The following is a 25,656-nucleotide window of genomic DNA, read 5'->3' on the forward strand; positions in this document are numbered from 1 at the left end:
CGCATGACGACCGACCCCATCAGGCTGCTGGCGATCCGGGACACCCCGCTCTCGGTGGACGAGGTCTTCGCGGCCGTGGGCGGCGCGGCGGCGGGCGGCACGACGCTGTTCGTCGGCACCGTCCGGGACCACGACGGCCACGCGGACGGCGCGGCCGTCACCTCATTGGCCTATGTGGCGCATCCCAGCGCGGAGGCCGAGTTGCGGCGGGTGGCGGAGGCGGTCGCGGCGGACTTCCCGGTGATCGCGCTGGCCGCCGCGCACCGCGTCGGCGACCTGGCCATCGGCGACCTGGCGGTGGTGGTCGCGGTGTCCTGCGCCCACCGCGGCGAGGCGTTCGCGGCCTCCCGCCGCCTGATCGACGACCTGAAACACCAGGTCCCGATCTGGAAACACCAGACCTTCATGGACGGCACCCAGGAGTGGGTAGGGGCTTGCTCCTAGCTCCGCCCCCATCGAGGTGGCGCCCCTGGGGGTTCCCGGAGCCCGCCTCAGGTGTTCGCTGATCGGTCCGCGGCCGTTCGTGGGATCCTCGGAAAAAAGTTGGTCCGGACGGGCACTACTCCGGTTGCGTACCGCGTTTGACCAGCGGAGCGTTGGAGGTACGTCGCCGAGGTGGGAGGTAGGTCATGTCGGTTCTCGTATGGCTGTTGATCCCCGTCGCCGGGGCCTTGGTGGCCGTGGTGTGGAGCATGTGGGCCACGCGCCGGGGCACCAATGCGGGCGGGGTCGCGGACGCCGCCGGCGTCCGGGGGTACGAAGCGTTCCGGGCCGCGATGGAACGGGCCCCGGCGGACGGCTGACAGTGCGGTCACGTACTGTCAAGTCATGCCACGCCGGACCGCGACGCTGCTGACGTCGACTCTGCTGCTCATAGGGCTGCTCTGCGCGGGACTCCTCATCGACGTGCCGTACGCCGAGATGTCGCCGGGACCCACGGTGAACACGCTGGGGGAGCACGACGGCGAGCCCGTGCTGAACATCGAGGGCGAGCAGACGTACGAGACGTCCGGCCACCTCAACATGACGACCGTGCGCGTCACCGGAGTGAACTACCGGATGAACCTGGTGGAGGCCGTCGCGGGCTGGCTCTCCGACGACCACGCCGTGGTGCCGCACGAGACGCTGTACCCGGAGGACGTCTCCGCCGACGAGGTGCAGGAGCAGAACGCCGAGGAGTTCAGCCGGTCGCAGGAGAGCGCCAAGGTCGCCGCCCTGCGCGAGCTGGGATACGAGGTGGAGGAGCAGACCATCGTCGCCGCGGTGGTCCGGGACAGCCCGGCCGAGGGCCGGCTGCACGCCGGCGACGCGATCGTCGCCGTGGACGGCACGAAGGTCACCGAGCCCGAGCAGGTCGCCGAGCTGGTGACCCAGCACGAGGCCGGCGAGGACGTCGTCTTCACGATCGTCCCCGCCGAGCAGGCGCAGGCCGCGCGGGAGAGCGGCGAGGACCTGCCGTCCGACACCGGGGACATCACCATCACCACCACCGAGGCGTCCGACGACCAGCGGGCCATCGTCGGGATACAGGCCGGGGTCAGCCACACGTTCCCGTTCCCGATAGACATCAAGCTGGCCGATGTCGGCGGCCCGAGCGCCGGGCTGATGTTCACCCTCGGACTGATGGACAAGCTCACGCCGGAGGATCTGACCGGCGGCGCCTTCGTGGCGGGCACCGGCACGATCGACGACGAGGGCGTGGTCGGCCCGATCGGCGGCGTGACGATGAAGACGATCGCGGCCAGGAACGTCGGCGCCGACTTCTTCCTGACCCCAGAGGACAACTGCGCGACGGCGGCCGAGAGCGTGCCGGACGGGCTGACCCTGGTGCGGGTCGGCACGTTGGACGACGCGCTGGCCGCGCTCGCCGACATCCGCGCGGAGAACACGGACGAGCTGTCGCTGTGCGAGACGGAGTAGCCGGGTAGCGGCCGGGTGGCCCCTCCCGGCCGCCCGGCGCTACCCCTCGAACGTCGCGGCGAGCGCCTCCGCCAGTCCCGGCACCAGCCCGGCACCGGTCAGGACCTCGGTCGTGGCGTCCTTCTCCCTCAGCCGGATGGCCGACTCGCGCCGTCCGTCCCGCAGGACCCCGACCGTCAGCCGCACCTCCTGCCGCTCCGGGTGCTCCGCGACCCACTTCGCCAGCTCCGGTCCCGGCAGGCCGTCGGGGATGGTGGCCTCGGCGGATGGCGGCAGCATCAGGCGCTCCACGGTCAGCGCGCAGCCCGCCACCGCGTCCGGCCAGGCGATCGTCGCGAGGAACTCGTCCAGGGGCAGCCCGTCGGGGAGTTCGTCCTGCTCCACCGGGGTCAGGCCGCTGTCGCCCTCGATCTCCAGCTGCTCGGCCAGCCCCGGCTCCTCGGCGCGCAGTCGCGCCGTGTCGACCAGGGCGAAAAGCTGTGCCGGGCGGTCCCAGCCGAGCCCGGCGGCGTATTCATCGATTTCGAGTACGGCCCTGGTCAGCGGCGGGGTGGCCGTCCGTGTCGGCTGGGGTACGTCGGGGGGAGTGTTGTCCATGGGCATATCGTGCCGTCTCACACCCCGAAAACGGGAACCGAGTAAAGCTTGAGTAAGTTAGGCGGGTGGGCCGATTCCTGGCCTGCTTGGCTTACGAACACTGCGAATCGTTGAGGTGCGCGCGTTGGCTTTCCAGATGCCGGACCGGGGCTCGGGTCGCCCCAATGGTCCGAACGGGCCAAGAGGTCCCAGAGGTCCGGGCGGGCCGCGGTTCAGTGTCGGACGCCCGCCCAGAGGCGCCAAGTCCTTGTTGATCACGGCGGCGATTCTGGCCGGACTGGCCATTCTCTTCGCGATGTTCGCCGGATTCTGGACCGACTGGCTGTGGTACCGCTCGGTCGATTACACGAGCGTGTACCGGACGGAGCTGGTGACGCGGGCCACCATGTTCGCCGTCTTCGGCTCCGTGATGACGCTCGCCGTCGGGTTCAACATCTGGCTGGCTCACCGGCTGCGTCCGCCGCTGAGCGCGATGTCGATGGAGCAGCAGAACCTCGACCGGTACCGGATGAGCATCGCGCCGTACAAGCGCTGGGTGCTCGTCGCCGTCTCGCTCCTGATCGGCCTGATCGCGGGCGGCTCGGCCTCCGGCCAGTGGCGGACGTGGCTGGCGTGGGTGAACGGGACGTCGTTCGGGGTGAAGGACCCGCAGTTCGGGATGGATGTCGCGTTCTTCGCGTTCGATTACCCGTTCTACCGCTTCCTGCTCGGCTTCGGCTTCGCCGTCGTCGTCCTGTCCACGCTGGCCGCCGCGCTGACGCACTACCTGTACGGCGGCATCCGGCTGACCACGCCCGGCAGCCGCATCACGCAGTCGGCCACCGGCCATCTGTCGGTGCTGCTGGGCCTGTTCGTGGCGCTGAAAGCCGTGGCGTACTGGTTCGACCGGTACGGACTGGCGCTCAAGAGCGGCGATTTCCGCAACGCCGAGGGCTGGACCGGCCTGCGGTACGTGGACGCGAACGCCTACCTTCCGGCCAAGTCGATCCTGACCATCATCGCGGCGATCTGCGCCGTGCTGTTCTTCGCCACGCTCTGGCGGCGCGGCTGGCAGCTCCCGGTGATCGGGCTCGGGCTCATGGTGCTCTCGGCGGTGCTCATCGGCGGTGTCTACCCGGCGCTGGTGCAGCAGTTCCAGGTGCGGCCGAACGAGCAGGCCAAGGAGACCGAGTACATCCAGAAGCACATGGAGTCCACGAAGGACGCCTACGACATCGCGGACGCCCAGATCGAGGACTACTCGGGCACCAGCGAGGCGGAGCCGGAGACCCTGCGCGACGCCGTGAACACCACGGCCAGCATCCGGCTGCTGGACCCGAGCGTGGTCTCGCCCGCGTTCCAGCAGATCCAGCAGGTGCGCGGGTACTACCAGTTCCCCGCCGCGCTGGATGTCGACCGGTATCCCACCGAGGACGGTGACCAGGACACCGTGGTCGGTCTGCGGGAGATGAACGTCAACGAGATCCCCGAGCGGAACTGGATCAACGAGCACTTCCGCTACACGCACGGCTTCGGCATGGTGGCCGCCAGCGGCACCGAAGTGGAGGACGGACAGCCGCTGTTCACCGAGCGGGACCTGCCACCGACAGGCGAGCTGGGCGACTACCAGGCGCGGATCTACTTCGGCGAGTACACCACGCAGTACTCGATCGTCGGCGGCCCGCAGCAGGAGATCGACTACGCGGGCGAGGACGGCGAGGTCGAGTACAGCTACCAGGGCGACGCCGGCGTCAGCCTGGGGAACTGGTTCAACCGGGCCGCCTACGCGCTGACGATGGGCGAGCCGCAGATCCTGTACTCCGGGGCGATCGGTGCCGATTCGCGCATCCTGTACAACCGCACGCCCAAGGAGCGCGTCGAGGCCGTGGCCCCCTGGCTGACGATCGACGGCGACCCGTACCCCGCGGTGGTGGACGGCCGGATCCTGTGGATCGTGGACGCCTACACCACGACCAATGGCTATCCCTACGCGGCGCGGACCACGCTGGGCGACGTCACCGAGACCTCCCTTACGGAGAACCAGGGCGAGGTCATCGCCCAGGAGAACCGGGTCAACTACATCCGGAACTCGGTGAAGGCGACCGTGGACGCCTACTCGGGCGAGATCGACCTCTACGAGTGGGACGAGGAAGACCCGGTGCTCAAGACCTGGCGCTCGGCGTTCCCCGACGTGATCCAGGACAAGGACCGGATCAGCGACGAGCTGATGGACCATCTGCGGTACCCGCAGGACCTGTTCAAGGTCCAGCGTGATCTCCTCCAGCGGTACCACGTGAACAACGCGGCGCAGTTCTACAGCGGTTCGGAGCGCTGGGAGGTGCCGGACGACCCGACCCACCAGGGCCAGTCCGTCCCGCCGTACTACCTCAGCATGAAGATGCCGGACCAGGACGGTCAGGTCTTCTCGCTGACCACGACGTTCACTCCGCTCAACCGAGATACGCTCTCCGCCTACATGGCGGTCGAGGCGGACGCCAGAAGCGAGGATTACGGCACGATGCGGATCCTCACGCTGCCGTCCACCACGACGGTGTGGGGTCCACAGCAGGTGCAGAGCCGGTTCAACTCCGATCCGGACATCGCCGAGTCCATCAACCTGCTGAGACGCGGCGACTCCGAGGTCGAGTACGGCAACCTGCTGACGGTCCCGCTGGAGGGCGGTCTGCTGTACGTCGAGCCGGTCTACGTCCTCGGTGCCGGTCAGGACTACCCGCTGCTGCAGCGCGTGCTGGTGGCCTACGGCGAACGCATCGTCTTCGAGGAGTCGCTCGACGAGGCGCTCGACGCCGTGTTCGAGGTGAGCGAGTCCGGCGAGGATCCGGGCGAGGAGGAACCACCGCCACCCGACGGGGGCGAGGACCCACCGGCGGGTGACCCCACGCTCGAAGCGGCCGTCAACGACGCCCAGGAGGCGTGGCAGGACGGTCAGGACGCCCTCGCCGAGGGCGACTGGCAGGCGTACGGCGAGGCCCAGGCGCGGCTGGAGGAAGCGCTCAACCGCCTGGCCGAGCTGGAGGGTGACGGCGGTGACGGCGGTGACGGCGGTGACGCCGACGGCGGCGACGCCAACGACGGGGGGGACGGCGGCGCTTAGCGTCCCCGAACCCCGGCCGTTCGCACGGCGCTGACGAGGGGTCCGCGAGTCCGGGTGACTCGCGGACCCCTCGTCCCTTTTATCAACCTTGCGCAGGTGTTCGGCATTTGCCCGTGAGCGGGCGTTGACCTGCTGCGATGCGACGGGGTGTCATGCCCCTCGGAAGATCCCGGGGAAACCTGGCCCACGTCCGCCAGAACTGTGTTTGGGTGTATCCATATCGGGAAGTCGACAAACCGCTGAAGTTACTTCATGGGCTGCGGTATACCAGGTGTACGCAGGTTTCAGGTGGTGCCACTATGGACCTTATGGGGGACATGGCAAGGTTCGAGAGCAGTCGTGCGGCCGCGCGGGAGGGTGCGCGGCTGCTGCGTCTTGGCGATCTGGACCGCGCCGAGGCGCCGCTGCGCGCCGCCGCGTCCGACGGGGAGCGCTCCGCCGCCAACAACCTCGGGGTGTTGCTCCATCAGTCGGGCCGGGTCCAGGAAGCCTCGGAATGGTGGCGGATCGCCGCGGTCGCGGGTTCCGCCGCGGCGGCGCACGCGCTGGGCCGTCACCACCGTGAGCGCGGGGACGAGGTCGCCGCCGAGTACTGGCTGCGGCAGTCCGCCGAATCGGGCCACGCCTCCGGCGCCTACGCCCTGGCCGACCTGCTCGACCACCGCGGGGCCCCCGACGCCGAGCGGTGGTTCCGCTCGGCGGCCGAGCGCGGCCACCGCGAGGCGTCGTACCGGTACGCCTGTGTGCTGGCCCGGCAGGACGGCGCGGCGGCCGAGCCGTGGTTCCGGCAGGCCGCGGCCCGTGGGCACCGGCGCGCCGCGCTGCGGCTCGGCTCGCTGCTGGAGGAGCGCGGCGAGATGACCGAGGCCGGTCGCTGGTACGTGGAGGCGGCCGAGGCGGGCGAGGCGCGCGCCGCCAGCGCGCTCGGCTTCCTGCTGCGCGACGCGGGCGACGAGGTCGGCGCCGAGCGGTGGTGGCGCCGGGCGGCCCGCGACGACGACGGCCCGGCGGCCAACGCGCTGGGCGCGCTGCACGCCGAGCGCGGCGAGCGGCAGGAGGCGCGGCGCTGGTACCGCGCGGCGGTGGACGCCGGGGACGTCAACGGCGCGTTCAACCTCGCGCTGCTCAGCTCCGCGCAGGGCCGGATGGCGCAGGCCGAGCAGTGGTACCGGCACGCGGCGTACGCCGGGCACCGGGAGGCGGCCAACGCGCTGGCCGTCCTGCTGCTCCAGCGCGGCGACGCGTCGGGGGCCGAGCCGTGGTTCTCGAAGGCCGCCGAGGCGGGCAGCGTGGACGCGGCGTTCAACCTGGGCATCCTGCACGCCGGGCGCGGTGAGGAGGAGCAGGCGCTGCACTGGTACGAGCAGGCCGCCGCCGCCGGGCACGCCGAGGCGGCGCTTCAGATCGCCGTCGGCCTGCTGCGCAACGCGGCGTCCGAGGAGGACCAGGCGCGGGCCGAGGAGTGCCTGCGGCAGGCCGCCGAGGGCGGCAGCGTGGAGGGCGCGTTCCGGCTCGCCGTGCTGCTGGAGCGGCGCGACGGCCACGGGGCGGACCACGAGGGCTGGTACGCCCGAGCGGCCGACCAGGGGCACCGGCGCGCCCAGGTGCGCCTCGGCATGTGCGCGGCGGCGCGCGGCGACGTGGTGGAGGCGGCGCGCTGGTACCGCTCGGCGGCCGAGGCGGGCAGCAGCAACGGCGCGTTCAACCTCGGGCTGCTGCTGGCCCGGGAGGGCAGCGAGCCGGAGGCGGCGCTGTGGTGGACGCGGGCGGCCGAGGCCGGCCACGGCCGGGCGGCGCTGCGGCTGGCGCTGCTGGCCTCGCGCCGGGGCGACCTGGCGGGCGGCGGCACGTGGTGCACCCGGGCGATGGAGCTCGGCCCCACGGAGGTCACCGAGCGCGCGGCCCGGTTGCGCGACGCCCTGCGTCAGGAGCTCACGGCCTAGCCGCCGCCCACCGGTGGCCGGATCGCCGGCCTGACCGGCGACGGCCGCCGGTCAGGCCGACGGCCCAGCCGCCGAGGCGAAGGCGCCCCGGGCCATCCGGTGGAGCAGCGCGGCGGTCGCGGCCCGGTCGGGGAGCGAGCTGGGGCGGAAGAGGTGCGGAGTGGAGTTGAGCAGGCCGAAGACGGCGTGCACGCAGGTGCGGGCATGGTCCTCGGGCAGCCGGACGTGCACCTTCCGCACCACGTCCACCCACAGCTCCACGTACTGCCGCTGGAGCTGCCGCACCCGCTTGCGCTCCGTCTCGGGCAGCCGGTCCAGCTCCCGGTCGTGCAGCGTGATCAGCGCGCGGTCGTCCAGCGCGAAGTCGATGTGCCCGGCGATCAGGGAGTCCAGCGCCGCCTCGGCCGGGCTCCCGGTGGCGGCGGCCTCCTCGACGCGGCGGCGCCCGCCGTCCCACAGCCGGCTGCTGATCCCGACGAGCAGCTCGGTCAGCATCGCGTCCTTGCCCGTGAAGTGCCGGTAGAGCGCGGGACCACTGATGCCGACCGCGGCGCCTATCTCGTCCACGCCGACGCCGTGGAAGCCGCGTTCGGCGAAGAGCCGGGAGGCTTCCCGGAGGATCTGGTCCCGACGGGTCGAAGCCGGGCCGGCGGGCGAGGTGGTGGTCATGAGAACCCATTGTAGACACAGCGGTTAGCGAGCGTTAACCTGTCAGGCATGCGGCAGGCACCGACGCTGACCAGCACCGCCGACCCCACGTCCGACACCTTCCGGGCCAACGAGGCCGCGCACCGCGAGCTGGCGGCCCGGCTCCGGGAGAAGCTCGCCACCGCCCGCCTCGGCGGCGGGGAGCGCGCCCGCGCCCGGCACACCGCGCGCGGGAAGCTGCTGCCGCGCGACCGGGTGGACGCTCTCCTCGACCCCGGCTCGCCGTTCCTGGAGCTGGCCCCGCTCGCCGCCGACGGGATGTACGACGGCCAGGCCCCGGCGGCCGGCGTCATCGCCGGGATCGGCCGGGTGAGCGGGCGCGAGACGGTCGTCGTGGCGAACGACGCGACGGTCAAGGGCGGGACGTATTACCCGATGACCGTCAAGAAGCATCTGCGCGCCCAGGAGGTGGCGCTGGAGAACCGGCTGCCGTGCCTCTACCTGGTCGACTCGGGCGGCGCGTTCCTGCCGCTCCAGGACGAGGTCTTCCCCGACCGCGAGCACTTCGGCCGCATCTTCTACAACCAGGCGCGGATGTCCGCCGCGGGTATCCCGCAGATCGCCGCCGTCCTCGGCTCCTGCACGGCGGGCGGCGCGTATGTCCCGGCGATGAGCGACGAGGCGGTCATCGTGCGCGGCCAGGGCACGATCTTCCTCGGCGGCCCGCCGCTGGTGAAGGCCGCCACCGGCGAGGTCGTCACCGCCGAGGAGCTCGGCGGCGGCGAGGTCCACTCCCGGGTCTCCGGCGTCACCGACCACCTCGCCGAGGACGACGCGCACGCGCTCCGCGTCGTCCGCTCCATCGTCGCGACCCTGCCCGCGCGCGGTCCGCTGCCCTGGACCGTGCGGCCGGCCGAGGAGCCCGCTGTCGATCCGGCCGGGCTGTACGGCGTGGTCCCGGCCGACCCGCGGACCGCGTACGACGTGCGCGAGGTGATCGCCCGGGTGGTGGACGGCTCGCGCTTCCAGGAGTTCAAGGCCGAGTTCGGCACCACGCTGGTCACCGGCTTCGCCCACGTCCACGGTCACCCGGTCGGCATCGTGGCGAACAACGGCATCCTCTTCTCCGAATCCGCCCAGAAGGGCGCGCACTTCATCGAGCTGTGCGACCAGCGGGGCATCCCACTGCTCTTCCTCCAGAACATCTCGGGGTTCATGGTCGGCCGCGCCTACGAGGCGGGCGGCATCGCCAAGCACGGCGCCAAGATGGTGACGGCCGTGGCCTGCGCGCGGGTGCCCAAGCTGACCGTCGTCGTCGGCGGCTCCTACGGCGCGGGCAACTATTCGATGTGCGGCCGGGCGTACTCCCCGCGGTTCCTGTGGATGTGGCCCAACGCCAAGATCTCCGTGATGGGCGGCGAGCAGGCCGCCGCCGTGCTCGCCACCGTCAAGCGCGACCAGCTCGCCGGGGACGAGGAATGGAGCGCGGCGGACGAGGAGGCGTTCAAGGCGCCCATCCGCGCCCGCTACGAGGAGCAGGGCAGCGCTTACTACGCGACGGCCCGCCTCTGGGACGACGGCGTGATCGACCCGCTCGAAACGCGCGCCGTGCTGGGCCTGGCCCTGACGGCCTGTGCGAACGCGCCGCTGCCCGCCACGAGTTACGGCGTCTTCCGGATGTGAGGGAGGGGACCTGGTGAAGTCCGGGATGTTCGAGAGGGTGCTCGTCGCCAACCGCGGCGAGATCGCCGTCCGTGTCATCCGCACCCTGCGCCGCCTCGGCGTCGCCTCGGTCGCGGTCTACAGCGACGCCGACGCGGACGCCCGGCACGTGGCCGAGGCGGACGCCGCCGTGCGCATCGGCCCGGCCCCGGCCGCCGAGAGCTATCTGTCGGCCGAGCGGCTGCTGGCGGCGGCGGCCAGGACCGGCGCCCAGGCCGTGCACCCCGGCTACGGCTTCCTGGCCGAGAACGCCGCCTTCGCCCGCGCCGTCACGGACGCGGGCCTGACGTTCATCGGCCCGCCCGCCGGGGCCATCGAGGTGATGGGCGACAAGATCCGCGCCAAGGAGACCGTCCGCGCCGCGGGCGTTCCCGTGGTGCCCGGGGCGCACGGGGACCGCCTGGCCGACGCCGCGCGGGCCATGGGCATGCCGGTGCTGCTGAAGCCGTCGGCGGGCGGCGGCGGCAAGGGCATGCGGCTGGTCCGCGACGCGGCCGGGCTGGACGAGCAGATCGCCGGCGCCCGCCGCGAGGCCCTGGCCTCCTTCGGCGACGACACGCTGCTGGTGGAGCGGTGGATCGACCGGCCCCGGCACATCGAGATCCAGATCCTGGCCGACGGCCACGGCACCGTCGTCCACCTCGGGGAGCGCGAGTGCTCCCTCCAGCGGCGGCACCAGAAGGTCGTCGAGGAGGCCCCGAGCCCGCTGCTCGACGCCGCCACCCGGGCCGCGATGGGCGCCGCCGCCGTGCGGGCGGCCCGGGCCTGCGGCTACCGGGGAGCGGGCACCGTGGAGTTCATCGTGCCGGGCGGCGACCGCGCCACGCACTACTTCATGGAGATGAACACCCGGCTCCAGGTCGAGCACCCGGTCACCGAGCTGATCACCGGTCTGGACCTGGTCGAGTGGCAGCTCCGGATCGCGGCGGGCGAGCCGTTGTCGTTCGGGCAGGACGACGTCACCGTCACCGGGCACGCCGTCGAGGCCAGGATCTGCGCCGAGACGGCACGGGTGGCCGAGGGGGGCGCGCGGGTCGACTTCCTGCCCTCGGCGGGCCCGGTGCTCCTGCTCCGCGAGCCGGCGGGCGAGGGCGTCCGGGTCGACTCGGGGCTGGCCGCCGGGACCGTGGTCTCCACGGCCTACGACCCGATGCTCGCCAAGATCGTCGCGCACGGCCCCGACCGGGCCACCGCGCTGCGCCGCCTGCGCGCCGCGCTGGCCCGCACCACCGTGCTCGGCGTCGACACCAACACCGGCTTCCTGCGCCGCCTGCTGGCCCACCCCGCCGTGGTCTCCGGCGACCTGGACACCGGCCTGATCGACGGCGTGGCCGCGTCGCTGGTGCCCGCCGGCGTCCCCGACGAGGTCTACGCGGCGGCGGCGCTGCTGCGCCACGCCGCCCTGGCGCCGCGCCCGGACGCCGGCGGGTGGACCGACCCGTTCGGCGTGCCGTCCGGCTGGCGGCTGGGCGGCGAGCCCGTCTGGACCGAGCACCGGCTGCGGATTTCCGGCCAGGAGCCGGTGCGGGTCCTGGTGCGGCCCGGGGAGGTGCGCGTCGGGGACGGGGGGCCCGTTCCGGCCCGGCTGCTGGACGCCGCCGACGAGAACGGGGTGCGGATGGAGTACGCCGGGGCCACGCACGGCTTCGCCCACGCCGCCATCGGGGCGGGCCACTGGCTCGGCCGGGACGGCGACGCCTGGCACGTGCACGGCCACGACCCGGTCGCCGCCGCGGGCGGCGGCCAGACGGCGGGCACGGACACGCTCACGGCCCCGATGCCCGGCACGGTCACCGTCGTCAAAGCGGCCGAGGGGGACAAGGTGACGGCCGGTCAGAGCCTGCTGGTGGTCGAGGCGATGAAGATGGAGCACGTCATCGCGGCCCCGCACGACGGGACCGTCACCGGGCTGGACGTGACGGTCGGCTCCACGGTCGCCATCGACCAAGTCCTCGTCCAGGTCACCCCCGAGGAGGCGTGATGGCTGTCCCCGACGGCTACCCGGCCCGGGTCCGTATCCATGAAGTCGGCCCGAGGGACGGCCTGCAGAACGAGCCGGAGGTCGTCCCGGTCGCCGTCAAGGCCGAGTTCGTCCACCGGCTCGCCGACGCCGGGCTCACCACCATCGAGGCGACCAGCTTCGTGCACCCCAAGTGGGTGCCCCAACTGGCGGACGCCGAGGAGCTGTTCCCCCTCCTGCGCGACCTCGACGGCGTCCGGCTGCCCGTCCTCGTCCCCAACGAGCGCGGCCTGGACCGCGCGTTGGCCCTCGGTGCCCGCGAGGTCGCCGTCTTCGCCAGCGCCACCGAATCGTTCGCCCGGGCCAACCTCAACCGCACGGTGGACGAGTCCCTGGTCATGTTCACCCCCGTGGTGGCGCGGGCGATCGACGCCGAGGTGCCCGTGCGCGGCTATCTGTCGATGTGCTTTGGCGACCCGTGGGAGGGTGAGGTGCCCGTGGCCCAGGTGGTTCGCGTCGCCCGCCGCCTGGTCGACCTCGGCTGCGCGGAGCTCAGCCTCGGCGACACCATCGGCGTCGCCACCCCCGGCCGGGTCACCGAGCTGCTCACCGCGCTCAACGAGGCCGGCGTCCCGGACGACCGGCTCGCCGTCCACTTCCACGACACCTACGGGCAGGCGCTCGCCAACACCCTGACCGCCCTCCGGCACGGCGTCACCACCGTCGACGCCTCGGCCGGCGGGCTGGGCGGCTGCCCGTTCGCCGGAAGCGCCACCGGCAACCTCGCGACCGAGGACCTGCTGTGGATGCTCGACGGCCTCGGCGTCGAGACCGGCGTCGACCTCGGTCGGCTCGTCGCCACCAGCCGCTGGCTGGCCGATCACCTCGGTCGGCCCAGCCCGTCCCGCACCGTGCGCGCACTCTCCCCATCCCCCACCCAGGAGTGAGGACTGACGTGGACCACCGCCTGTCACCCGAGCACGAGGAGCTCCGCCGGACCGTCGAAGCCTTCGCGCACGACGTCGTCGCCCCCAGGATCGCCGAGCACTACGAGCGCCACACGTTCCCCTACGAGATCGTCCGGGAGATGGGGCAGATGGGCCTGTTCGGCCTGCCGTTCCCCGAGGAGTACGGCGGCATGGGCGGCGACTACCTCGCCCTGTGCCTCGTCCTGGAAGAGCTGGCCCGCGTCGACTCCTCCGTCGCCATCACCCTGGAGGCGGGCGTCTCGCTGGGCGCCATGCCGATCCACCGCTTCGGCACCGAGGCGCAGAAGCGCGCGTGGCTGCCGCGCCTGTGCGCGGGCGAGATCCTGGGCGCGTTCGGCCTGACCGAGCCCGGCTGTGGCTCGGACGCGGGCGGCACCCGCACCACGGCGGTCCGGGACGGTGACGCCTGGGTGATCAACGGCACCAAGAGCTTCATCACCAACTCCGGGACCGACATCACCGGCTTCGTGACCGTCACCGCCGTCACCGGTCGCAAGCCGGACGGGGCGCCGCTGATCTCCACGATCATCGTCCCGGCCGGCACGCCCGGCCTCACGGTGGCGCCGCCCTACTCCAAGGTCGGCTGGAACGCCTCGGACACCCACGAGCTGTCCTTCGCCGACGTCCGCGTCCCCGCCACCAACCTGCTCGGCGAGGAGGGCCGCGGCTACGCCCAGTTCCTGAGCGTCCTGGACGAGGGCCGCATCGCGATCTCGGCGCTCTCCACGGGCCTGGCACAGGGCTGTGTGGACGAGTCCCTCGCCTACGCCCGCACCCGCACGGCCTTCGGCCGCCCGATCGGCGCCAACCAGGCCGTCCAGTTCAAGCTGGCCGACATGGAGGCCCGCGCCCACACGGCCCGCACCGCCTGGCGCGACGCGGCCTCCCGCCTGCTGGCGGGCGAGCCGTTCAAGAAGGCGGCGGCGATCGCGAAGCTCCACTCCTCCGACGTGGCGGTGACGAACGCCCGCGAGGCGACCCAGATCCACGGCGGCTACGGCTTCATGAACGAATACCCGGTGGCGAGGATGTGGCGCGACGCGAAGATCCTGGAGATCGGCGAGGGCACGAGCGAGGTCCAGCGCATGCTGATCGCCCGCGAGCTGAGCGTGGGGTGACGCCGGCGCCCGCTCAGCCCGACGCGTTCTCCGGGTCCTGGGGGGCGGCGTCGCCGGCGGGGGGTAGGTCGCCGCGCTCCACGGGGCGCCGGGAGCCGGTCTCGGGGAGGATCTCGTCCAGCTCCGCGTCCGTCGCCGGGCGGGCCGATGTCAGGGCCGCCCGGAGCGTGTCCCGGTCCACCGTGGCGGCGTCCGCGTCGACCGTCACCGTGTGGCCGTCCTCCGCTCGCAGCCAGGCGTGCGTGCCGCCCGCCCGGTACCAGGCGTCGCCGTCCCGCTCGCAGCCGCACGCCGCCTCGTCGACCGTCCCGCGGTCCACCACCAGATGGATCATCGCACCGGTCTCCGCCGAGACGTAGGTGCTCTGGTAGCCGTCCGCGCCCGAGGGGGCGACCGACTGCTCCGCGCGCTCGAAGCCGGGGACCTCGATGACGTACACGTGCTCCAGCACCGTCTCCAGGGCGGTCGCCCGCGCCGCCAGGCCGGGGCGGTCGGCCGCCGCCGAGTCGGTGGCCGTCTCCTCGCCGCAGGCCGTCAGGGTGGGGGCGCACAGCAGCGCGCCGAGCAGCAGGAGGGGGCGACCCGTTTCATGTGACCATCATCCGATAGCACTTCGAATGGCGGGGAACGACACGCCCGTGCCCGATATCGGGCAGGATTGTTGCGAAAAGCATCACGGCTCCGCAGTATCGAGGGGTGCTCGAACGCCGTACGCCCCACGACGATCTCGTGGATCACCTGGTCCGCAGCACCCCGCTCGCTCGCGGGGAGGCCGCCCGGGTGGTCCTGGACGTTCTGGCGTACTTCGACGAGACCGCCGAGGAGTTCGTCCGCAGGCGGCACCGGGAGCTGCGGGCCCGGGGGCTGACCAATGAGGCGATCTTCGGGCGGATCGCGGAGGAGCTGCCGCGCCGCGCGGTGGCGCCGCCGGGGCTGTCGCTGCGGCAGCTCCGGCGGATCGTGTACGGCTGAGACACCTGACCAAGAGACCAGCAGGAGGAACGCCTATGTGCGGGATCGTCGGATATATCGGGAAACGAGATGTGGCCCCCCTCCTCCTGGAGGGTCTCCAGCGGCTGGAGTACCGGGGCTACGACTCGGCCGGCATCGCCATCCACAGCAGCGGCAAGGGCGGCGGTCTGAAGACCGTGAAGAACGCCGGGCGTGTGCGGGACCTGGAGGGCAAGGTACCGGCCCGGTTCTCCGGCGGCTGCGGCATCGCGCACACCCGGTGGGCCACCCACGGCGTGCCCAACGACGTCAACGCCCACCCGCACCTGGACGGCCCGGGCAAGGTCGCCGTCGTGCACAACGGCATCATCGACAACTCCGCCGAACTGCGCGCCAAGCTCGCCGCCGACGGCGTGGAGCTGGCCTCCGACACCGACACCGAGGTCCTGGCCCATCTGATCGGCCGCGCCCAGGCGCAGACGCTGGAGGAGAAGGTCCGCGAGGCGCTGCGGTACATCGAGGGCACCTACGGCATCGCCGTGCTGCACGCCGACTTCCCCGACCGGATCGTGGTGGCCCGCAACGGCTCGCCCGTCGTGCTCGGCATCGGCGAGAAGGAGATGTTCGTCGCCTCCGACGTGGCCGCGCTCATCAGCCACACCCGCCAGGTGATCACCCTGGACGACGGCGAGATGGCCACCATCAAGGCCGACGACTACCGCACGTACACCACCGACGGCAGCCGCACCGCCGCCTCCCCGACCACCGTGGAGTGGGAGGCCGAGAGCTATGACATGGGCGGCCACGACACGTACATGCACAAGGAGATCGCCGAGCAGCCGGACGCCGTCGACCGGGTGCTGCGCGGCCGGATCGACGACCGGTTCGCCACGGTCCGGCTCGGCGGGCTCAATCTCGACGCCCGCGCCGCGCGCGGCGTACGGCGGGTGAAGATCCTCGGCTGCGGCTCGGCATACCACGCGGGTCTGATCGGGGCCCAGCTCATCGAGGAGCTGGCGCGCATCCCGGCCGACGCGGAGCCGGCCAGCGAGTTCCGCTACCGCAACGCCGTGGTGGACCCCGACACGCTCTATATCGCGGTCAGCCAGTCCGGTGAGACGTACGACACCCTGGCCGCCGTCCAGGAGCTCAAGCGCAAGGGCGCCATGGTGCTGGGCGTGGTGAACGTCGTCGGCTCCGCGATCGCCCGCGAGACGGACGGCGGCGTCTACGTCCACGCCGGGCCCGAGGTGTGCGTGGTGTCCACCAAGTGCTTCACCAACACGGCCGTCGCCTTCGCGCTGCTCGCGCTCCACCTCGGCCGCATCCGCGACCTGTCGGTGGCGGACGGCAAACGGATCATCGACGGCCTGCGCAAGCTGCCCGAGCAGATCGCGGAGATCCTCCGGGACGAGGACCGCATCGCGAAGGTGGCGGCCGGGTTCGCCGAGTCGAAGAGCATGATGTTCGTCGGCCGGGTGCGCGGCTTCCCGGTGGCCAAGGAGGCGTCCCTGAAGCTGAAGGAGGTCTCCTACATCCACGCCGAGGCGTACCCGGCCTCCGAGCTCAAGCACGGCCCGCTGGCGCTGATCGAGCCCGCCGTGCCGACGGTGGCGATCATGCCGACCGACGAGCTGCTGGAGAAGAACCGCGCCACGCTGGAGGAGATCAAGGCCCGCTCGGGCCGCATCCTGGCCGTGGCGCACGAGGAGCAGCCGAAGGCCGACGACACCATCGTGGTGCCGCGCAACGAGCCCGAGCTGGACCCGGTGCTGATGGGCATCCCGCTGCAGCTGCTCGCCTACCACACGGCCCTGGCCCTCGGCCGGGACATCGACAAGCCGCGCAACCTGGCGAAGTCCGTCACCGTGGAGTGAGACGACACGCGGCGGCCCCCGGAGTGCGTGCCACCATACGCACCCCCGGGGGCCGCCATGTGCGCCGGCGTCGCCCATTACGCCGGCGGGGAGAAGCCGTCGACGGGTCCGTCACCTCCCGCCGAGCGGCTCAAGCTCAGTCGATGTCCCCTTTATGCCCATCACAAACGCACAATCCACCCCTGGCGGGGGACGAATTTGGTGAATACCCGGTGAGCTGCGGTTCCGTCACGGAATTGGGGGCGCCCGTGGCGCCCGCGGCGGCCCGTCAGGGGATGACGATCACCGGGCGCTGGGCCCGGCGCGCCAGCCGGCCCGAGACCGAGCCGAAGAGACGGCCCAGCAGCCCGTGCGTGGCGCCCACGACGATGGCGTCCGCCGAGTACTCCCGGCCGACCTCCTCCAGCTCGTGGCAGATGTCCCCGCCGCGCTCCAGCAGCACCCAGGGCACGTCCGACAGGTGTTCCGCGCACGACAGCTCCAGCCCCAGCACCTCGGTGCTGTGGTCGGGCACGTCGACCAGCGCGGGCGGCTCGCAGCCGGCCCAGACGGTGGTGGGTAGGCGGTTGGCCACATGGACGATGATCAGACCGGAGCGGGACCGCCGGGCCATCCCCACGGCGTAGGCCAGCGCCCGCTCGCTCGACATCGATCCGTCGAAGCCGACGACGACACCGTGCTGGAAGGCCGGGTCGCGCGATGTCCGCACGTCCTCCGCCGGGTCGGGCGGGGAGGTGGGGTCGGCGACCGGCCTGCGATCCGCTGGTTCGGGAAACTCGTATCCAGCCATCGGAGCCTCAGCGGTGGGTCGGCGAGGAAACCTCGTGAATGTGTCGGTGATGGAGGTGACTCACGGAGAAGCGGAGAAGATCCCTCACTCTTCCCGTGGTGACACTTCCAGGGTACGGCGTCAGGCGGCTGGTTCCCAAGGGTGGAGCGGTGCGACCCCCGGGGCCGAGCGTTGGCGCCGTGACCGAGCAGCATGCCCTACGGGCGCCGGGCCGCGCAATGCTTTCGGACACATCCCGATACGGCCGCCTCCGGAGCGTGACCGGCCCCCGGGCCGCCGTGCGCCCGGGATTCCGGCACGGTCCGCGCCCCGCCGCCGAACAGCGGCGGCTCGCTGAGGGTGGCCGGGGAACTACAGCACCGCTCACCGCCGAAAGCCCCGGCGTACGCCCCGCTCGCGGTCGGACAGTCGTGCTGACGGCTTTTATTTTCAGCCAACTTCCCCACAGCTGAACCACCTTGCCCACCCGCCCCCACAACACCTTTCGCAGGCCCGGGCGGTGTGCCGGCGCCGGTCCCGGGGGCCATCGGCGACGAGTGCCGAGGTGAGGCCCACTTCCCCCAACTGCTCGTCCATGTAACGCTTCCTGATCGAATGCTTCACGCCACGTTGTCATGTCGACTTAGCGCTGAGTGGTGAACTTGTCCCGCCAACCTCAACCGACACAGTAGATTCGATCTTGGCAATGACGTCGGGGGAAACGTGGCAGGACCGAGAGGATGCGACGACCGAGGGAACTGAGGAGCATGAACCAGGACCCAACGCACGGCCCCGAGCCCGCCGTCAAGCTGGCTGCCCGCCGCCGCCGCGAAGTCGTCGCGGTGGTGCTGTTCAGCGGCAGTCCCATGTTCGAAAGCTCCATCCCGCTGTCCGTCTTCGGCGTCGATCGCCAGGATGCCGGGGTGCCGCGTTACCGGTTGCTCGCCTGCGCCGGAGAGGAAGGACCGCTGCGCACCACGGGCGGTCTCGAACTGCGTGCCCCCTACGGCCTCACCGCCGTGGCCAGGGCCGGCACCGTCATCGTCCCGGCGTGGCGGTCCATCACGGGCCCGCCGCCGGCCCCCGCGCTCGCGGCGCTGCGCCGCGCGCACACCGAGGGGGCCCGGATCGTCGGGCTGTGCACGGGGGCCTTCGCGCTGGGCGCCGCCGGGCTGCTCGACGGGCGCCCCGCGACGACCCACTGGATGTACGCCCCGACGCTCGCCAAGCGCTACCCGTCGGTCCACGTGGACCCCAGGGAGCTCTATGTGGACGACGGCGACATCCTGACCTCGGCCGGTACCGCGGCCGGGATCGATCTCTGTCTGCACATCGTCCGCACCGACCACGGTCCGGAGGCCGCCGCCGCGCTGGCCCGTCGGCTGGTGCTGCCGCCTCGCCGGGGCACCGGCACCGAGGCGACCCCGCACCGGCATCTCGACCGGTCTTTACCAGAGGACATCGGAGCCGACCCGCTGGCCGAGGTCGTCGCCTGGGCACTGGAGCACCTGCACGAGCAGTTCGACGTCGAAACCCTGGCCGCGCGGGCCTACATGAGCCGCCGCACCTTCGACCGCCGGTTCCGGGCGCTGACCGGGAGCGCGCCCCTGCAGTGGCTGATCACCCAGCGGGTGCTCCAGGCGCAGCGGCTGCTGGAGGTCTCGGACTACTCGGTGGACGAGGTCGCGGGCCGCTGCGGCTTCCGCTCGCCAGTGGCCCTGCGCGGCCACTTCCGGCGGCAGCTCGGCGCCTCGCCGGCCGCCTACCGGGCCGCGTACCGGGCGCGTCAGCAGGACACGGCGGAGCGCGGCAAGCCGGTGGGTGACGGCTTCTCGCCCCGCCTGCCCGGCCAGCGCGGGCGGCCCGCGGGGTGAGCGACGCTCGCGGGCCGGTCGGGTCCCGCAACGTAAGGTTGTTCGCATGAACGACCGCATGGTGTGGATCGACTGCGAGATGACCGGGCTCTCGCTGGCCGACGACGCGCTCATCGAGGTGGCCGCGCTGGTGACCGACTCCGAGCTGAACGTGCTCGGCGAGGGGGTGGACGTGGTGATTCGCCCCCCGGAGGGCGCGCTCGCGTCCATGCCGGAGGTGGTGCGCGCCATGCACACCGCCTCCGGGCTCCTGGACGAGCTGGCGGGCGGCACCACCCTGGCCGACGCCGAGCGGCTGGTCCTTGACTACGTGCGCGAGCACGCGCCGGAGGCGGGGAAGACGCCGCTGTGCGGGAACACGATCGGGACCGACCGCGGCTTCCTCGCCCGGGACATGCCGCGGCTGGAGTCGCACCTGCACTACCGCGTGATCGACGTCTCCTCGGTGAAGGAGCTGGTCCGCCGCTGGTATCCGCGGGTCTACTTCAACAGCCCGGAGAAGAGCGGGAACCACCGGGCGCTGGCGGACATCAAGGAGTCCATCGCCGAGCTCCGGTACTACCGCGAGGCGATCTTCGTGCCGCAGCCGGGCCCCGACTCGGACGCCGCCAAACGGATCGCCGCCCAGCACGTGGTGCGCTGAGAAACCGTGGCACCGGCGGGCTCGGGGAGGCTGTACACTCATAACCCGACCGGTGCGGAAAGGTCTCTTCCCGCGCGTGGCGGTCATGGTGGGTGTAGCTCAGTTGGTAGAGCACCTGGTTGTGGTCCAGGTGGCCGCGGGTTCAAGTCCCGTCACTCACCCCAGGTCATGAAGGGCCCGGCCCGCGTCCGACGCGGCCGGGCCTTTCGCCGCTTCCGGCGCCACGGTGCCGCGGCGCACGGCGGCACGGGCTCAGGCCGCCGGGCCGCGCCTCAACTCCGGGATCAGCCGCTTGCGCACATAACTCCGCACGCCGCCGAACCCGATGCGGCCGTGGATCACCGCCGCGCCCGCCGCGCGGGCCAGCCCGGCCAGGCGCTCGCGGCTCACCGGGCCCACGCCGCCGCCGATCACCAGTGCCGTGACGCCGCCGGCCGCCAGCAGTCGGGCGGCGTCCTCGTCGGCCGTGACACCCGCCGCCGCGAAGCCCTCGCCCCGCAGGGCGGTGGCGGCCTTGTCCACCACGCGCCGTCTGCGGCCGATGATCAGGACCGACACGGGAACCCCCTGCTCGACGATCACGGGCCGAGGCGCCGGCCCTCTCCTCTCCCTGCCCAACAGGCGCGGGCGCAACCGGCGGAACACGCCGGTTCGCGCGCCGCCGCGCTGGCGGGACCGGTACGACACCGTCAATAGCCTGTTATTTCCGTCAAGTTGGGCACGGAGTGCCACTCTCCGTGGCAATCTGGTTACAGCGTCCGGGGCGCCCTGCCCCGGAGCGAAGGGGGATGGCTATGGCTACTCCGCTCTCCGCCGACACTCTGCTGAAAGCTCTGAAGGACGAGGGCGTCAAGGTCGTCGAGTACAAGTCGTGGCGGACGAACAACCGTAATCACAAGGGGCCGTGGGGGCCGGTGAACGGTGTGATGATCCATCACACCGTCACCACCGGGACCGACGCGACGGTCGAGCTGTGCTACGTGGGCCGCTCGGACCTGCCGGGGCCGCTGTGCCACGGTGTCGTCGCCAAGTCCGGCACCGTCTACCTGGTCGGTCACGGCCGGGCCAACCACGCGGGCTCGGGCGACGGCGACGTGCTCGCCGCCGTCATCGCCGAGAAGGCGCTGCCCGCCGACAACGAGACCGACACCGACGGCAACATCCACTTCTACGGGTTCGAGTGCGTCAACCTCGGCGACAACAAGGACCCCTGGCCCCCGGAGCAGGTGGAGGCCATCGTGCGCGCCTCCGCGGCGCTCTGCCGGGCGCACGGCTGGGGCAAGGGCGGGGACACCTCGGTCATCGGCCACCTGGAGTGGCAGCCGGGGAAGATCGACCCGCGCGGCCCCGGCATCTCGATGGGCGACGTGCGCAAGCGCGTGGCCGAGCGGCTCAAGCATGCCGCCGGCTGGAATCCGGAGGAGGAGGACGACATGGCCGTGTCCGACGACGACATCGAGAAGATCGCGACCGCCGCCGCGCGGAAGGTCGCGCTCTACAAGGACACCCGGCTGGACAGCAGGGACGCCCGCCAGATGTGGGACGACGCCTCGTCGCCGCACCACACCTGGCAGTTCAAGGGCGACGGCGCCACCAAGGACGCCTGGGGCTACCTGACCGCCCTGGTCGCCGAGGTGACGGCGCTGCGCGCCACCGTGGCGGAGCTGGCCGGCACTCTGGCGGCCGGCGACCCGAGCGTGGACGCCGATGCCCTGGTGGCCCGCATAGAACAGGCGATCACACAATCGGGGAATTGACCCCACGCCTACCGGCGGACCCGTAAAATCGGCCCGCTATGGACATCGCTGACATCGACGAGCTGTGGAACCGGGTGACCGGCACGCAGCCGGAGCCCGAGCTCTGGCTGATCCTCGTGACCGCCGCTCTCGCCCTCGCGGCGGTCACGCCGTTCGGCGTCTGGCGCCTGTCCCGGAACACGATCACGATCGCGCACGAGGGCGGCCACGGGCTGGTGGCCCTGCTGACCGGCCGGCGGCTGGAGGGCATACGCCTGCACTCCGACACCTCCGGTCTGACCGTCTCCCGTGGCAAGCCCTCCGGGTTCGGCATGATCCTCACCGCCGCCGCCGGGTACACCGCGCCCTCGCTGCTCGGGCTCGGCGGCGCGGCGCTCCTCTCCCAGGGGCGCATCACCGCCCTGCTGTGGGGGGCCACCGGCCTCCTGCTCGCGCTGCTCGTGATGGTCCGCAACGCCTACGGCATGCTGACCGTGCTCCTCACCGGGGCCGCGTTCCTCCTGGTGTCCTGGCTCACCGAGCCGGACGTGCAGGCGGGATTCGCCTACCTGGTGGTCTGGTTCCTGCTGCTGGGCGGGGTCCGGCCGGTGTTCGAGCTCCAGACCAAACGCCGGCGCGGCGCGGCCCGGGACTCCGACGCCGACCAGCTGTCCCGGCTCACGCACGTGCCCGCCCCGATGTGGTTCTTCTTCTTCCACGCCGTCACCCTGACCTCCCTGATCGGCGGCGGCCGATGGCTGTTCGGCATGTGATCCGGGTGGTCACGGTGCGTCGCGCACTAGAGTGAGTGTTTATGACCGACCACAGTGAAACCCTCGCGCTCTGGCCCGCGCCGCTCGCCTCCGGCGCGGTCGCCGCGACCGTCACGGTGCCCGGATCCAAGTCGGTCACCAATCGGGCCCTGATCCTCGCCGCGCTCGCCGCCGACCCCGGCTGGCTGCGCCGGCCACTGCGCTCCCGGGACACCCTCCTGATGGCCGACGCGCTGCGTTCGCTCGGCATCGGCATCGAGGAGACCGTCTCGTCCAGCTCCGCCGTCTCCGGGCTGCCGCGCGGCCGCGGCGAGTCCTGGCGCGTGATCCCGGCCATGCCCCAGGCGCCGGCCGCCGTCGACGTGGGGAACGCGGGCACCGTCATGCGCTTCCTGCCGCCGCTCGCCGCGCTCGCCGAGGGGCCGGTCCGCTTCGACGGCGACCCGCGCTCCCACGAGCGCCCGCTGGGCGGCCTGATCGCGGCCCTGCGGGCCCTCGGCGCCCGTGTCGAGGACGACGGGCGCGGCGCGCTGCCCATGACCGTGCACGGCGTCGGGTCGCTCGACGGCGGTTATGTGGAGGTCGACGCCTCGACCTCCTCGCAGTTCATCAGCGCCCTGCTGCTCTCCGCGCCCCGGTACAACCAGGGCATCGAGGTCCGCCACACCGGCCGGGTCCTGCCGTCCATGCCCCATATCCGCATGACCGTGGACATGCTGCGCAAGGCGGGCGCCCAGGTGGACTCCCCGGACTCCGGCGGCGAGCCCAACGTGTGGCGGGTGACCCCGGGCGCGCTGCTCGGACGCGACCTCGTGGTCGAGCCCGACCTGTCCAACGCGCAGCCGTTCCTGGCCGCCGCTCTGGTCACCGGCGGCACGGTGACCATCCCGGACTGGCCACGGCGGACCACGCAGCCCGGTGACGCGCTGCGCCGGATCTTCACCGAGATGGGGGGCCGCTGCACCCTGGACGATCGGGGCCTGACGTTCAGTGGCACCGGGCGGGTGCGGGGCATCGACGCCGACCTCAGCGAGGTCGGGGAGCTGACCCCGGGGATCGCGGCCGTCGCCGCGCTGGCCGATTCGGAGTCGGTGCTGCGCGGCGTCGCGCACCTGCGGCTGCACGAGACGGACCGGCTCGCCGCGCTCACCAAGGAGATCAACTCGCTGGGCGGCGACGTCACCGAGACCTCCGACGGCCTGCGCATCCGGCCGCGCCCGCTGCACGGCGGCGTCTTCCACACCTATGAGGACCACCGGCTCGCCACCGCGGGCGCGATCATCGGCCTGCTGGTGAAGGACGTCGAGATCGAGGACATCGCCACCACCGGCAAGACGATGCCCGATTTCCCCGATCTGTGGCACCGGATGCTCTCGGGAGAGAGTGACTAGGGCCCGCGCCGCCATGCGCCGGTACGGGAAGAACATCGACGAGGACGACATCCGGTTCCGTCCCAGCCGCCGGGGCACCCGGCCGCGCACCAACCGGCGTCCGGCCCACGAGGACGCGGCCGAGGGCTTCGTCCTGACCGTGGACCGGGGCCGGATCACCTGCCTGGTCGAGGACCGCACGGTCACCGCGATGAAGGCGCGCGAACTGGGCCGCAAGGGGGTCGTGGTCGGCGACCGGGTGGCCATTGTCGGGGACATGTCGGGCGCCAAGGACACCCTGGCGCGGATCGTGCGGGTCGAGGAGCGCCGCTCCGCGCTGCGCCGGACGGCGGACGACGACGACCCGTTCGAGCGGGTGGTCGTCGCCAACGCCGACCAGCTCGCCGTCGTCACCGCCCTCGCCGACCCCGAGCCGAGGCCGCGGCTGATCGACCGCTGCCTGGTCGCGGCGTTCGACGCCGGACTCGATCCGCTGCTGATCCTCACCAAATCCGACCTGGCCCCGGCCGGGCCGCTGCTGGAGACCTACGCGCCGCTCGGCATCCAGCATGTGGTGACCACCCGTGAGGAGTTCGACGAGGAGGCCGTGGGCCGGGTGCGGGAGCTGCTGACCGGGCACGTCACGGCGTTCGTCGGGCACAGCGGGGTGGGCAAGACGACGCTGGTCAACGCGCTGGTGCCGGAGCGGCAGCGAGCCACGGGCGAGGTGAACGCCGTCACCGGCCGGGGCCGGCACACCACCGTCTCGGCGCTCGCCCTGCCGCTGCCGGACGATTCGGGCTGGGTGATCGACACGCCCGGCGTGCGGTCGTTCGGTCTGCATCACGTCGACCCCTCGCGGGTCATCCTCGCCTTCCCCGACCTTGAGCCGGGCACGGAGAACTGCCCGCGCGCGTGCAGTCATGACGAGCCGGAGTGCGCGCTGGACGCCTGGGTGGTCGCCGGCCACGCGGACCCGGCCCGGCTGTACTCCCTGCGCCGCCTGCTGGCCACCCGCGAGCGGCGCGAGGGGGACTAGGGAGCGAGGGGCTGGCGCGCGGCGGTCGCCCGGATCAGCGGCCCCCGGGGGCCGGGGCGACGAGGTGGGAGACGGCGAGGCGGATCGCCGTCTCGCAGCGGTGAGGGAGACCGGCCGCCTCGGCCGGCGGGGTCCGGCGGGCCAGGGCGCGCACGGCCCGGTCGCGCAGCTCCGCGATCAGCGCGCCCGGTCCCCAGGCGGACCGCGGCAGCCGGGCGCCCGGGCAGCCCACGAGGGCGCCGTGGACCAGGACGTCCGCGTGGGCGGCGCGCACGATCCAGTCCGTCGTCCCGGCCAGGATCGCGGCGGGCGTGCGGTGCTCGTCGGCGCAGAACGAGCCGAACTCGTCGAGTAGCGCGGTGACCTGACGCTCCGCCAGCGCGGAGCCGAGGCCGGCCTTGTCACCGAACTCGTTGTAGAGCGTCTGCCGGGACACTCCGGCGTCGGTGGCGATCTCGACCATCCTGACCATCGGCCAGGGACGCCGTTCGAGAGCGTCCCTGGCGGCTCGCAACAGGGACTCGCGCGCGGTGGGCAACGTCGCGTCCTCGCCTTCGAAGGGCGGCTCCGACTGGTGCGGGACAGGATTGACGCGAGGGGCGGGAGGTGTCAAGACGTCCGGCATCCGGGGCG

General features: G+C 72.4%; 23 protein-coding genes and 1 tRNA gene. 18 read left to right on the forward strand and 6 right to left on the reverse strand.

Going from position 1 to position 25,656, the window contains the following annotated elements; all coding sequences use genetic code 11:
• Window positions 1-3: 3 nt before the first annotated feature.
• The 3 genes from OIE51_RS18755 to OIE51_RS18765 all read left to right on the forward strand — a co-directional run bounded on the left by OIE51_RS18755 (window position 4) and on the right by OIE51_RS18765 (window position 1,920).
• Window positions 4-444 (forward strand): molybdenum cofactor biosynthesis protein MoaE, encoded by a 441-nt coding sequence (locus OIE51_RS18755; protein WP_326598887.1) that lies wholly within the window; start codon window positions 4-6, stop codon window positions 442-444.
• A gap of 185 nt (window positions 445-629) precedes the next feature.
• Window positions 630-803 (forward strand): hypothetical protein, encoded by a 174-nt coding sequence (locus OIE51_RS18760; protein WP_326598888.1) that lies wholly within the window; start codon window positions 630-632, stop codon window positions 801-803.
• A 25-nt stretch (window positions 804-828) separates the two neighbouring features.
• Window positions 829-1,920: a YlbL family protein gene (locus OIE51_RS18765; RefSeq protein ID WP_326598889.1), complete on the forward strand. Its 1,092-nt coding sequence runs from the start codon at window positions 829-831 to the stop codon at window positions 1,918-1,920.
• Window positions 1,921-1,959: 39 nt separating this feature from the next.
• Here the strand turns inward: OIE51_RS18765 and OIE51_RS18770 are convergent, their stop codons facing one another.
• Window positions 1,960-2,523 (reverse strand): PPA1309 family protein, encoded by a 564-nt coding sequence (locus OIE51_RS18770; RefSeq protein ID WP_442811964.1) that lies wholly within the window; start codon window positions 2,521-2,523, stop codon window positions 1,960-1,962.
• A gap of 130 nt (window positions 2,524-2,653) precedes the next feature.
• Here OIE51_RS18770 and OIE51_RS18775 point away from each other — a divergent pair, with 130 nt between their 5' ends.
• Window positions 2,654-5,611, forward strand: coding sequence for a UPF0182 family membrane protein (locus OIE51_RS18775; RefSeq protein ID WP_326600690.1), 2,958 nt, complete (start codon window positions 2,654-2,656; stop codon window positions 5,609-5,611).
• A 308-nt stretch (window positions 5,612-5,919) separates the two neighbouring features.
• Window positions 5,920-7,554, forward strand: coding sequence for a tetratricopeptide repeat protein (locus OIE51_RS18780; RefSeq protein ID WP_326598891.1), 1,635 nt, complete (start codon window positions 5,920-5,922; stop codon window positions 7,552-7,554).
• A gap of 51 nt (window positions 7,555-7,605) precedes the next feature.
• Here OIE51_RS18780 and OIE51_RS18785 read toward each other — a convergent pair whose 3' ends face one another.
• The gene (locus OIE51_RS18785; RefSeq protein WP_326598892.1) at window positions 7,606-8,223 is read right to left on the reverse strand and encodes an SACE_7040 family transcriptional regulator; all 618 of its coding nucleotides are present in this window, start codon (window positions 8,221-8,223) and stop codon (window positions 7,606-7,608) included.
• Between the two features lie 48 nt (window positions 8,224-8,271).
• Between OIE51_RS18785 and OIE51_RS18790 the strand changes: the two genes are divergently transcribed.
• Genes OIE51_RS18790 through OIE51_RS18805 form a run of 4 tightly spaced genes read left to right on the forward strand, consistent with a single transcriptional unit; the run spans window position 8,272 to window position 13,991 of the window.
• Window positions 8,272-9,885: a carboxyl transferase domain-containing protein gene (locus OIE51_RS18790; RefSeq protein ID WP_326598893.1), complete on the forward strand. Its 1,614-nt coding sequence runs from the start codon at window positions 8,272-8,274 to the stop codon at window positions 9,883-9,885.
• 25 nt (window positions 9,886-9,910) lie between these two features.
• Window positions 9,911-11,905 (forward strand): acetyl/propionyl/methylcrotonyl-CoA carboxylase subunit alpha, encoded by a 1,995-nt coding sequence (locus tag OIE51_RS18795; RefSeq protein WP_326600691.1) that lies wholly within the window; start codon window positions 9,911-9,913, stop codon window positions 11,903-11,905.
• Entirely contained in the window at window positions 11,905-12,831 is a 927-nt protein-coding gene (locus OIE51_RS18800) for a hydroxymethylglutaryl-CoA lyase (protein ID WP_326598894.1), read from the forward strand. Before OIE51_RS18795 ends, OIE51_RS18800 begins: the two co-directional genes overlap by 1 nt.
• Window positions 12,832-12,839: 8 nt before the next feature.
• Window positions 12,840-13,991, forward strand: a complete 1,152-nt coding sequence (locus OIE51_RS18805; protein ID WP_326598895.1) for an acyl-CoA dehydrogenase family protein — start codon at window positions 12,840-12,842, stop codon at window positions 13,989-13,991.
• Window positions 13,992-14,004: 13 nt separating this feature from the next.
• Here OIE51_RS18805 and OIE51_RS18810 read toward each other — a convergent pair whose 3' ends face one another.
• Window positions 14,005-14,442, reverse strand: coding sequence for a hypothetical protein (locus tag OIE51_RS18810; protein WP_326598896.1), 438 nt, complete (start codon window positions 14,440-14,442; stop codon window positions 14,005-14,007).
• 245 nt (window positions 14,443-14,687) lie between these two features.
• Between OIE51_RS18810 and OIE51_RS18815 the strand changes: the two genes are divergently transcribed.
• On the forward strand, window positions 14,688-14,963 hold the full coding sequence (locus OIE51_RS18815) for a hypothetical protein (RefSeq protein ID WP_326598897.1): 276 nt from the start codon (window positions 14,688-14,690) through the stop codon (window positions 14,961-14,963).
• Window positions 14,964-14,998: 35 nt separating this feature from the next.
• Window positions 14,999-16,819, forward strand: coding sequence for a glutamine--fructose-6-phosphate transaminase (isomerizing) (gene glmS, locus OIE51_RS18820; RefSeq protein WP_326598898.1), 1,821 nt, complete (start codon window positions 14,999-15,001; stop codon window positions 16,817-16,819).
• Window positions 16,820-17,087: 268 nt separating this feature from the next.
• Here the strand turns inward: glmS and OIE51_RS18825 are convergent, their stop codons facing one another.
• On the reverse strand, window positions 17,088-17,609 hold the full coding sequence (locus OIE51_RS18825) for a universal stress protein (RefSeq protein ID WP_326598899.1): 522 nt from the start codon (window positions 17,607-17,609) through the stop codon (window positions 17,088-17,090).
• 746 nt (window positions 17,610-18,355) lie between these two features.
• Here OIE51_RS18825 and OIE51_RS18830 point away from each other — a divergent pair.
• From OIE51_RS18830 to OIE51_RS18840, 3 genes are all read left to right on the forward strand, one after another.
• Window positions 18,356-19,462, forward strand: a complete 1,107-nt coding sequence (locus OIE51_RS18830) for a GlxA family transcriptional regulator (RefSeq protein WP_326598900.1) — start codon at window positions 18,356-18,358, stop codon at window positions 19,460-19,462.
• 46 nt (window positions 19,463-19,508) lie between these two features.
• On the forward strand, window positions 19,509-20,105 hold the full coding sequence (gene orn / locus OIE51_RS18835) for an oligoribonuclease (RefSeq protein WP_326598901.1): 597 nt from the start codon (window positions 19,509-19,511) through the stop codon (window positions 20,103-20,105).
• Window positions 20,106-20,193: 88 nt separating this feature from the next.
• Window positions 20,194-20,269: transfer RNA gene (locus OIE51_RS18840), tRNA-His, on the forward strand.
• A gap of 88 nt (window positions 20,270-20,357) precedes the next feature.
• Here OIE51_RS18840 and OIE51_RS18845 read toward each other — a convergent pair.
• Window positions 20,358-20,687 carry a hypothetical protein gene (locus OIE51_RS18845; protein ID WP_326598902.1) on the reverse strand — a complete coding sequence of 110 codons (330 nt, stop codon included), beginning with the start codon at window positions 20,685-20,687 and terminating at the stop codon, window positions 20,358-20,360.
• Between the two features lie 212 nt (window positions 20,688-20,899).
• On the opposite strand from OIE51_RS18845, the gene OIE51_RS18850 reads away from it, so the two are divergent.
• Genes OIE51_RS18850 through rsgA form a run of 4 tightly spaced genes read left to right on the forward strand, consistent with a single transcriptional unit; the run spans window position 20,900 to window position 25,023 of the window.
• Entirely contained in the window at window positions 20,900-21,862 is a 963-nt protein-coding gene (locus tag OIE51_RS18850; protein WP_326598903.1) for a peptidoglycan recognition protein family protein, read from the forward strand.
• A gap of 38 nt (window positions 21,863-21,900) precedes the next feature.
• On the forward strand, window positions 21,901-22,614 hold the full coding sequence (locus OIE51_RS18855; RefSeq protein ID WP_326598904.1) for a M50 family metallopeptidase: 714 nt from the start codon (window positions 21,901-21,903) through the stop codon (window positions 22,612-22,614).
• Between the two features lie 41 nt (window positions 22,615-22,655).
• Entirely contained in the window at window positions 22,656-24,005 is a 1,350-nt protein-coding gene (aroA, locus tag OIE51_RS18860) for a 3-phosphoshikimate 1-carboxyvinyltransferase (protein ID WP_326598905.1), read from the forward strand.
• 13 nt (window positions 24,006-24,018) lie between these two features.
• Window positions 24,019-25,023, forward strand: a complete 1,005-nt coding sequence (gene rsgA, locus OIE51_RS18865) for a ribosome small subunit-dependent GTPase A (RefSeq protein ID WP_326600692.1) — start codon at window positions 24,019-24,021, stop codon at window positions 25,021-25,023.
• A gap of 34 nt (window positions 25,024-25,057) precedes the next feature.
• Here the strand turns inward: rsgA and OIE51_RS18870 are convergent, their stop codons facing one another.
• Window positions 25,058-25,648 (reverse strand): TetR/AcrR family transcriptional regulator, encoded by a 591-nt coding sequence (locus OIE51_RS18870; RefSeq protein ID WP_326598906.1) that lies wholly within the window; start codon window positions 25,646-25,648, stop codon window positions 25,058-25,060.
• Between the last annotated feature and the right edge of the window lie 8 nt (window positions 25,649-25,656).

Origin of the sequence: Streptomyces sp. NBC_01803 (assembly GCF_035917415.1) — a bacterium.
Taxonomy (GTDB): Bacteria; Actinomycetota; Actinomycetes; order Streptomycetales; family Streptomycetaceae; genus Streptomyces.

What these genes read in the sequence shown, in the direction of transcription:
- rsgA (WP_326600692.1), top strand. Translation starts at nt 24,019, where the DNA reads ATGCGCCGGTACGGGAAGAACATCGACGAGGACGACATCCGGTTCCGT.
- OIE51_RS18785 (WP_326598892.1), bottom strand. Translation starts at nt 8,223, where the DNA reads ATGACCACCACCTCGCCCGCCGGCCCGGCTTCGACCCGTCGGGACCAG.
- glmS (WP_326598898.1), top strand. Translation starts at nt 14,999, where the DNA reads ATGTGCGGGATCGTCGGATATATCGGGAAACGAGATGTGGCCCCCCTC.
- OIE51_RS18870 (WP_326598906.1), bottom strand. Translation starts at nt 25,648, where the DNA reads ATGCCGGACGTCTTGACACCTCCCGCCCCTCGCGTCAATCCTGTCCCG.
- OIE51_RS18825 (WP_326598899.1), bottom strand. Translation starts at nt 17,609, where the DNA reads ATGGCTGGATACGAGTTTCCCGAACCAGCGGATCGCAGGCCGGTCGCC.
- OIE51_RS18790 (WP_326598893.1), top strand. Translation starts at nt 8,272, where the DNA reads ATGCGGCAGGCACCGACGCTGACCAGCACCGCCGACCCCACGTCCGAC.
- OIE51_RS18775 (WP_326600690.1), top strand. Translation starts at nt 2,654, where the DNA reads ATGCCGGACCGGGGCTCGGGTCGCCCCAATGGTCCGAACGGGCCAAGA.
- OIE51_RS18830 (WP_326598900.1), top strand. Translation starts at nt 18,356, where the DNA reads ATGAACCAGGACCCAACGCACGGCCCCGAGCCCGCCGTCAAGCTGGCT.
- OIE51_RS18795 (WP_326600691.1), top strand. Translation starts at nt 9,911, where the DNA reads ATGTTCGAGAGGGTGCTCGTCGCCAACCGCGGCGAGATCGCCGTCCGT.
- aroA (WP_326598905.1), top strand. Translation starts at nt 22,656, where the DNA reads ATGACCGACCACAGTGAAACCCTCGCGCTCTGGCCCGCGCCGCTCGCC.
- OIE51_RS18850 (WP_326598903.1), top strand. Translation starts at nt 20,900, where the DNA reads ATGGCTACTCCGCTCTCCGCCGACACTCTGCTGAAAGCTCTGAAGGAC.
- OIE51_RS18755 (WP_326598887.1), top strand. Translation starts at nt 4, where the DNA reads ATGACGACCGACCCCATCAGGCTGCTGGCGATCCGGGACACCCCGCTC.
- OIE51_RS18800 (WP_326598894.1), top strand. Translation starts at nt 11,905, where the DNA reads ATGGCTGTCCCCGACGGCTACCCGGCCCGGGTCCGTATCCATGAAGTC.
- OIE51_RS18760 (WP_326598888.1), top strand. Translation starts at nt 630, where the DNA reads ATGTCGGTTCTCGTATGGCTGTTGATCCCCGTCGCCGGGGCCTTGGTG.
- OIE51_RS18780 (WP_326598891.1), top strand. Translation starts at nt 5,920, where the DNA reads ATGGGGGACATGGCAAGGTTCGAGAGCAGTCGTGCGGCCGCGCGGGAG.
- OIE51_RS18770 (WP_442811964.1), bottom strand. Translation starts at nt 2,523, where the DNA reads ATGCCCATGGACAACACTCCCCCCGACGTACCCCAGCCGACACGGACG.
- OIE51_RS18855 (WP_326598904.1), top strand. Translation starts at nt 21,901, where the DNA reads ATGGACATCGCTGACATCGACGAGCTGTGGAACCGGGTGACCGGCACG.
- OIE51_RS18765 (WP_326598889.1), top strand. Translation starts at nt 829, where the DNA reads ATGCCACGCCGGACCGCGACGCTGCTGACGTCGACTCTGCTGCTCATA.
- orn (WP_326598901.1), top strand. Translation starts at nt 19,509, where the DNA reads ATGAACGACCGCATGGTGTGGATCGACTGCGAGATGACCGGGCTCTCG.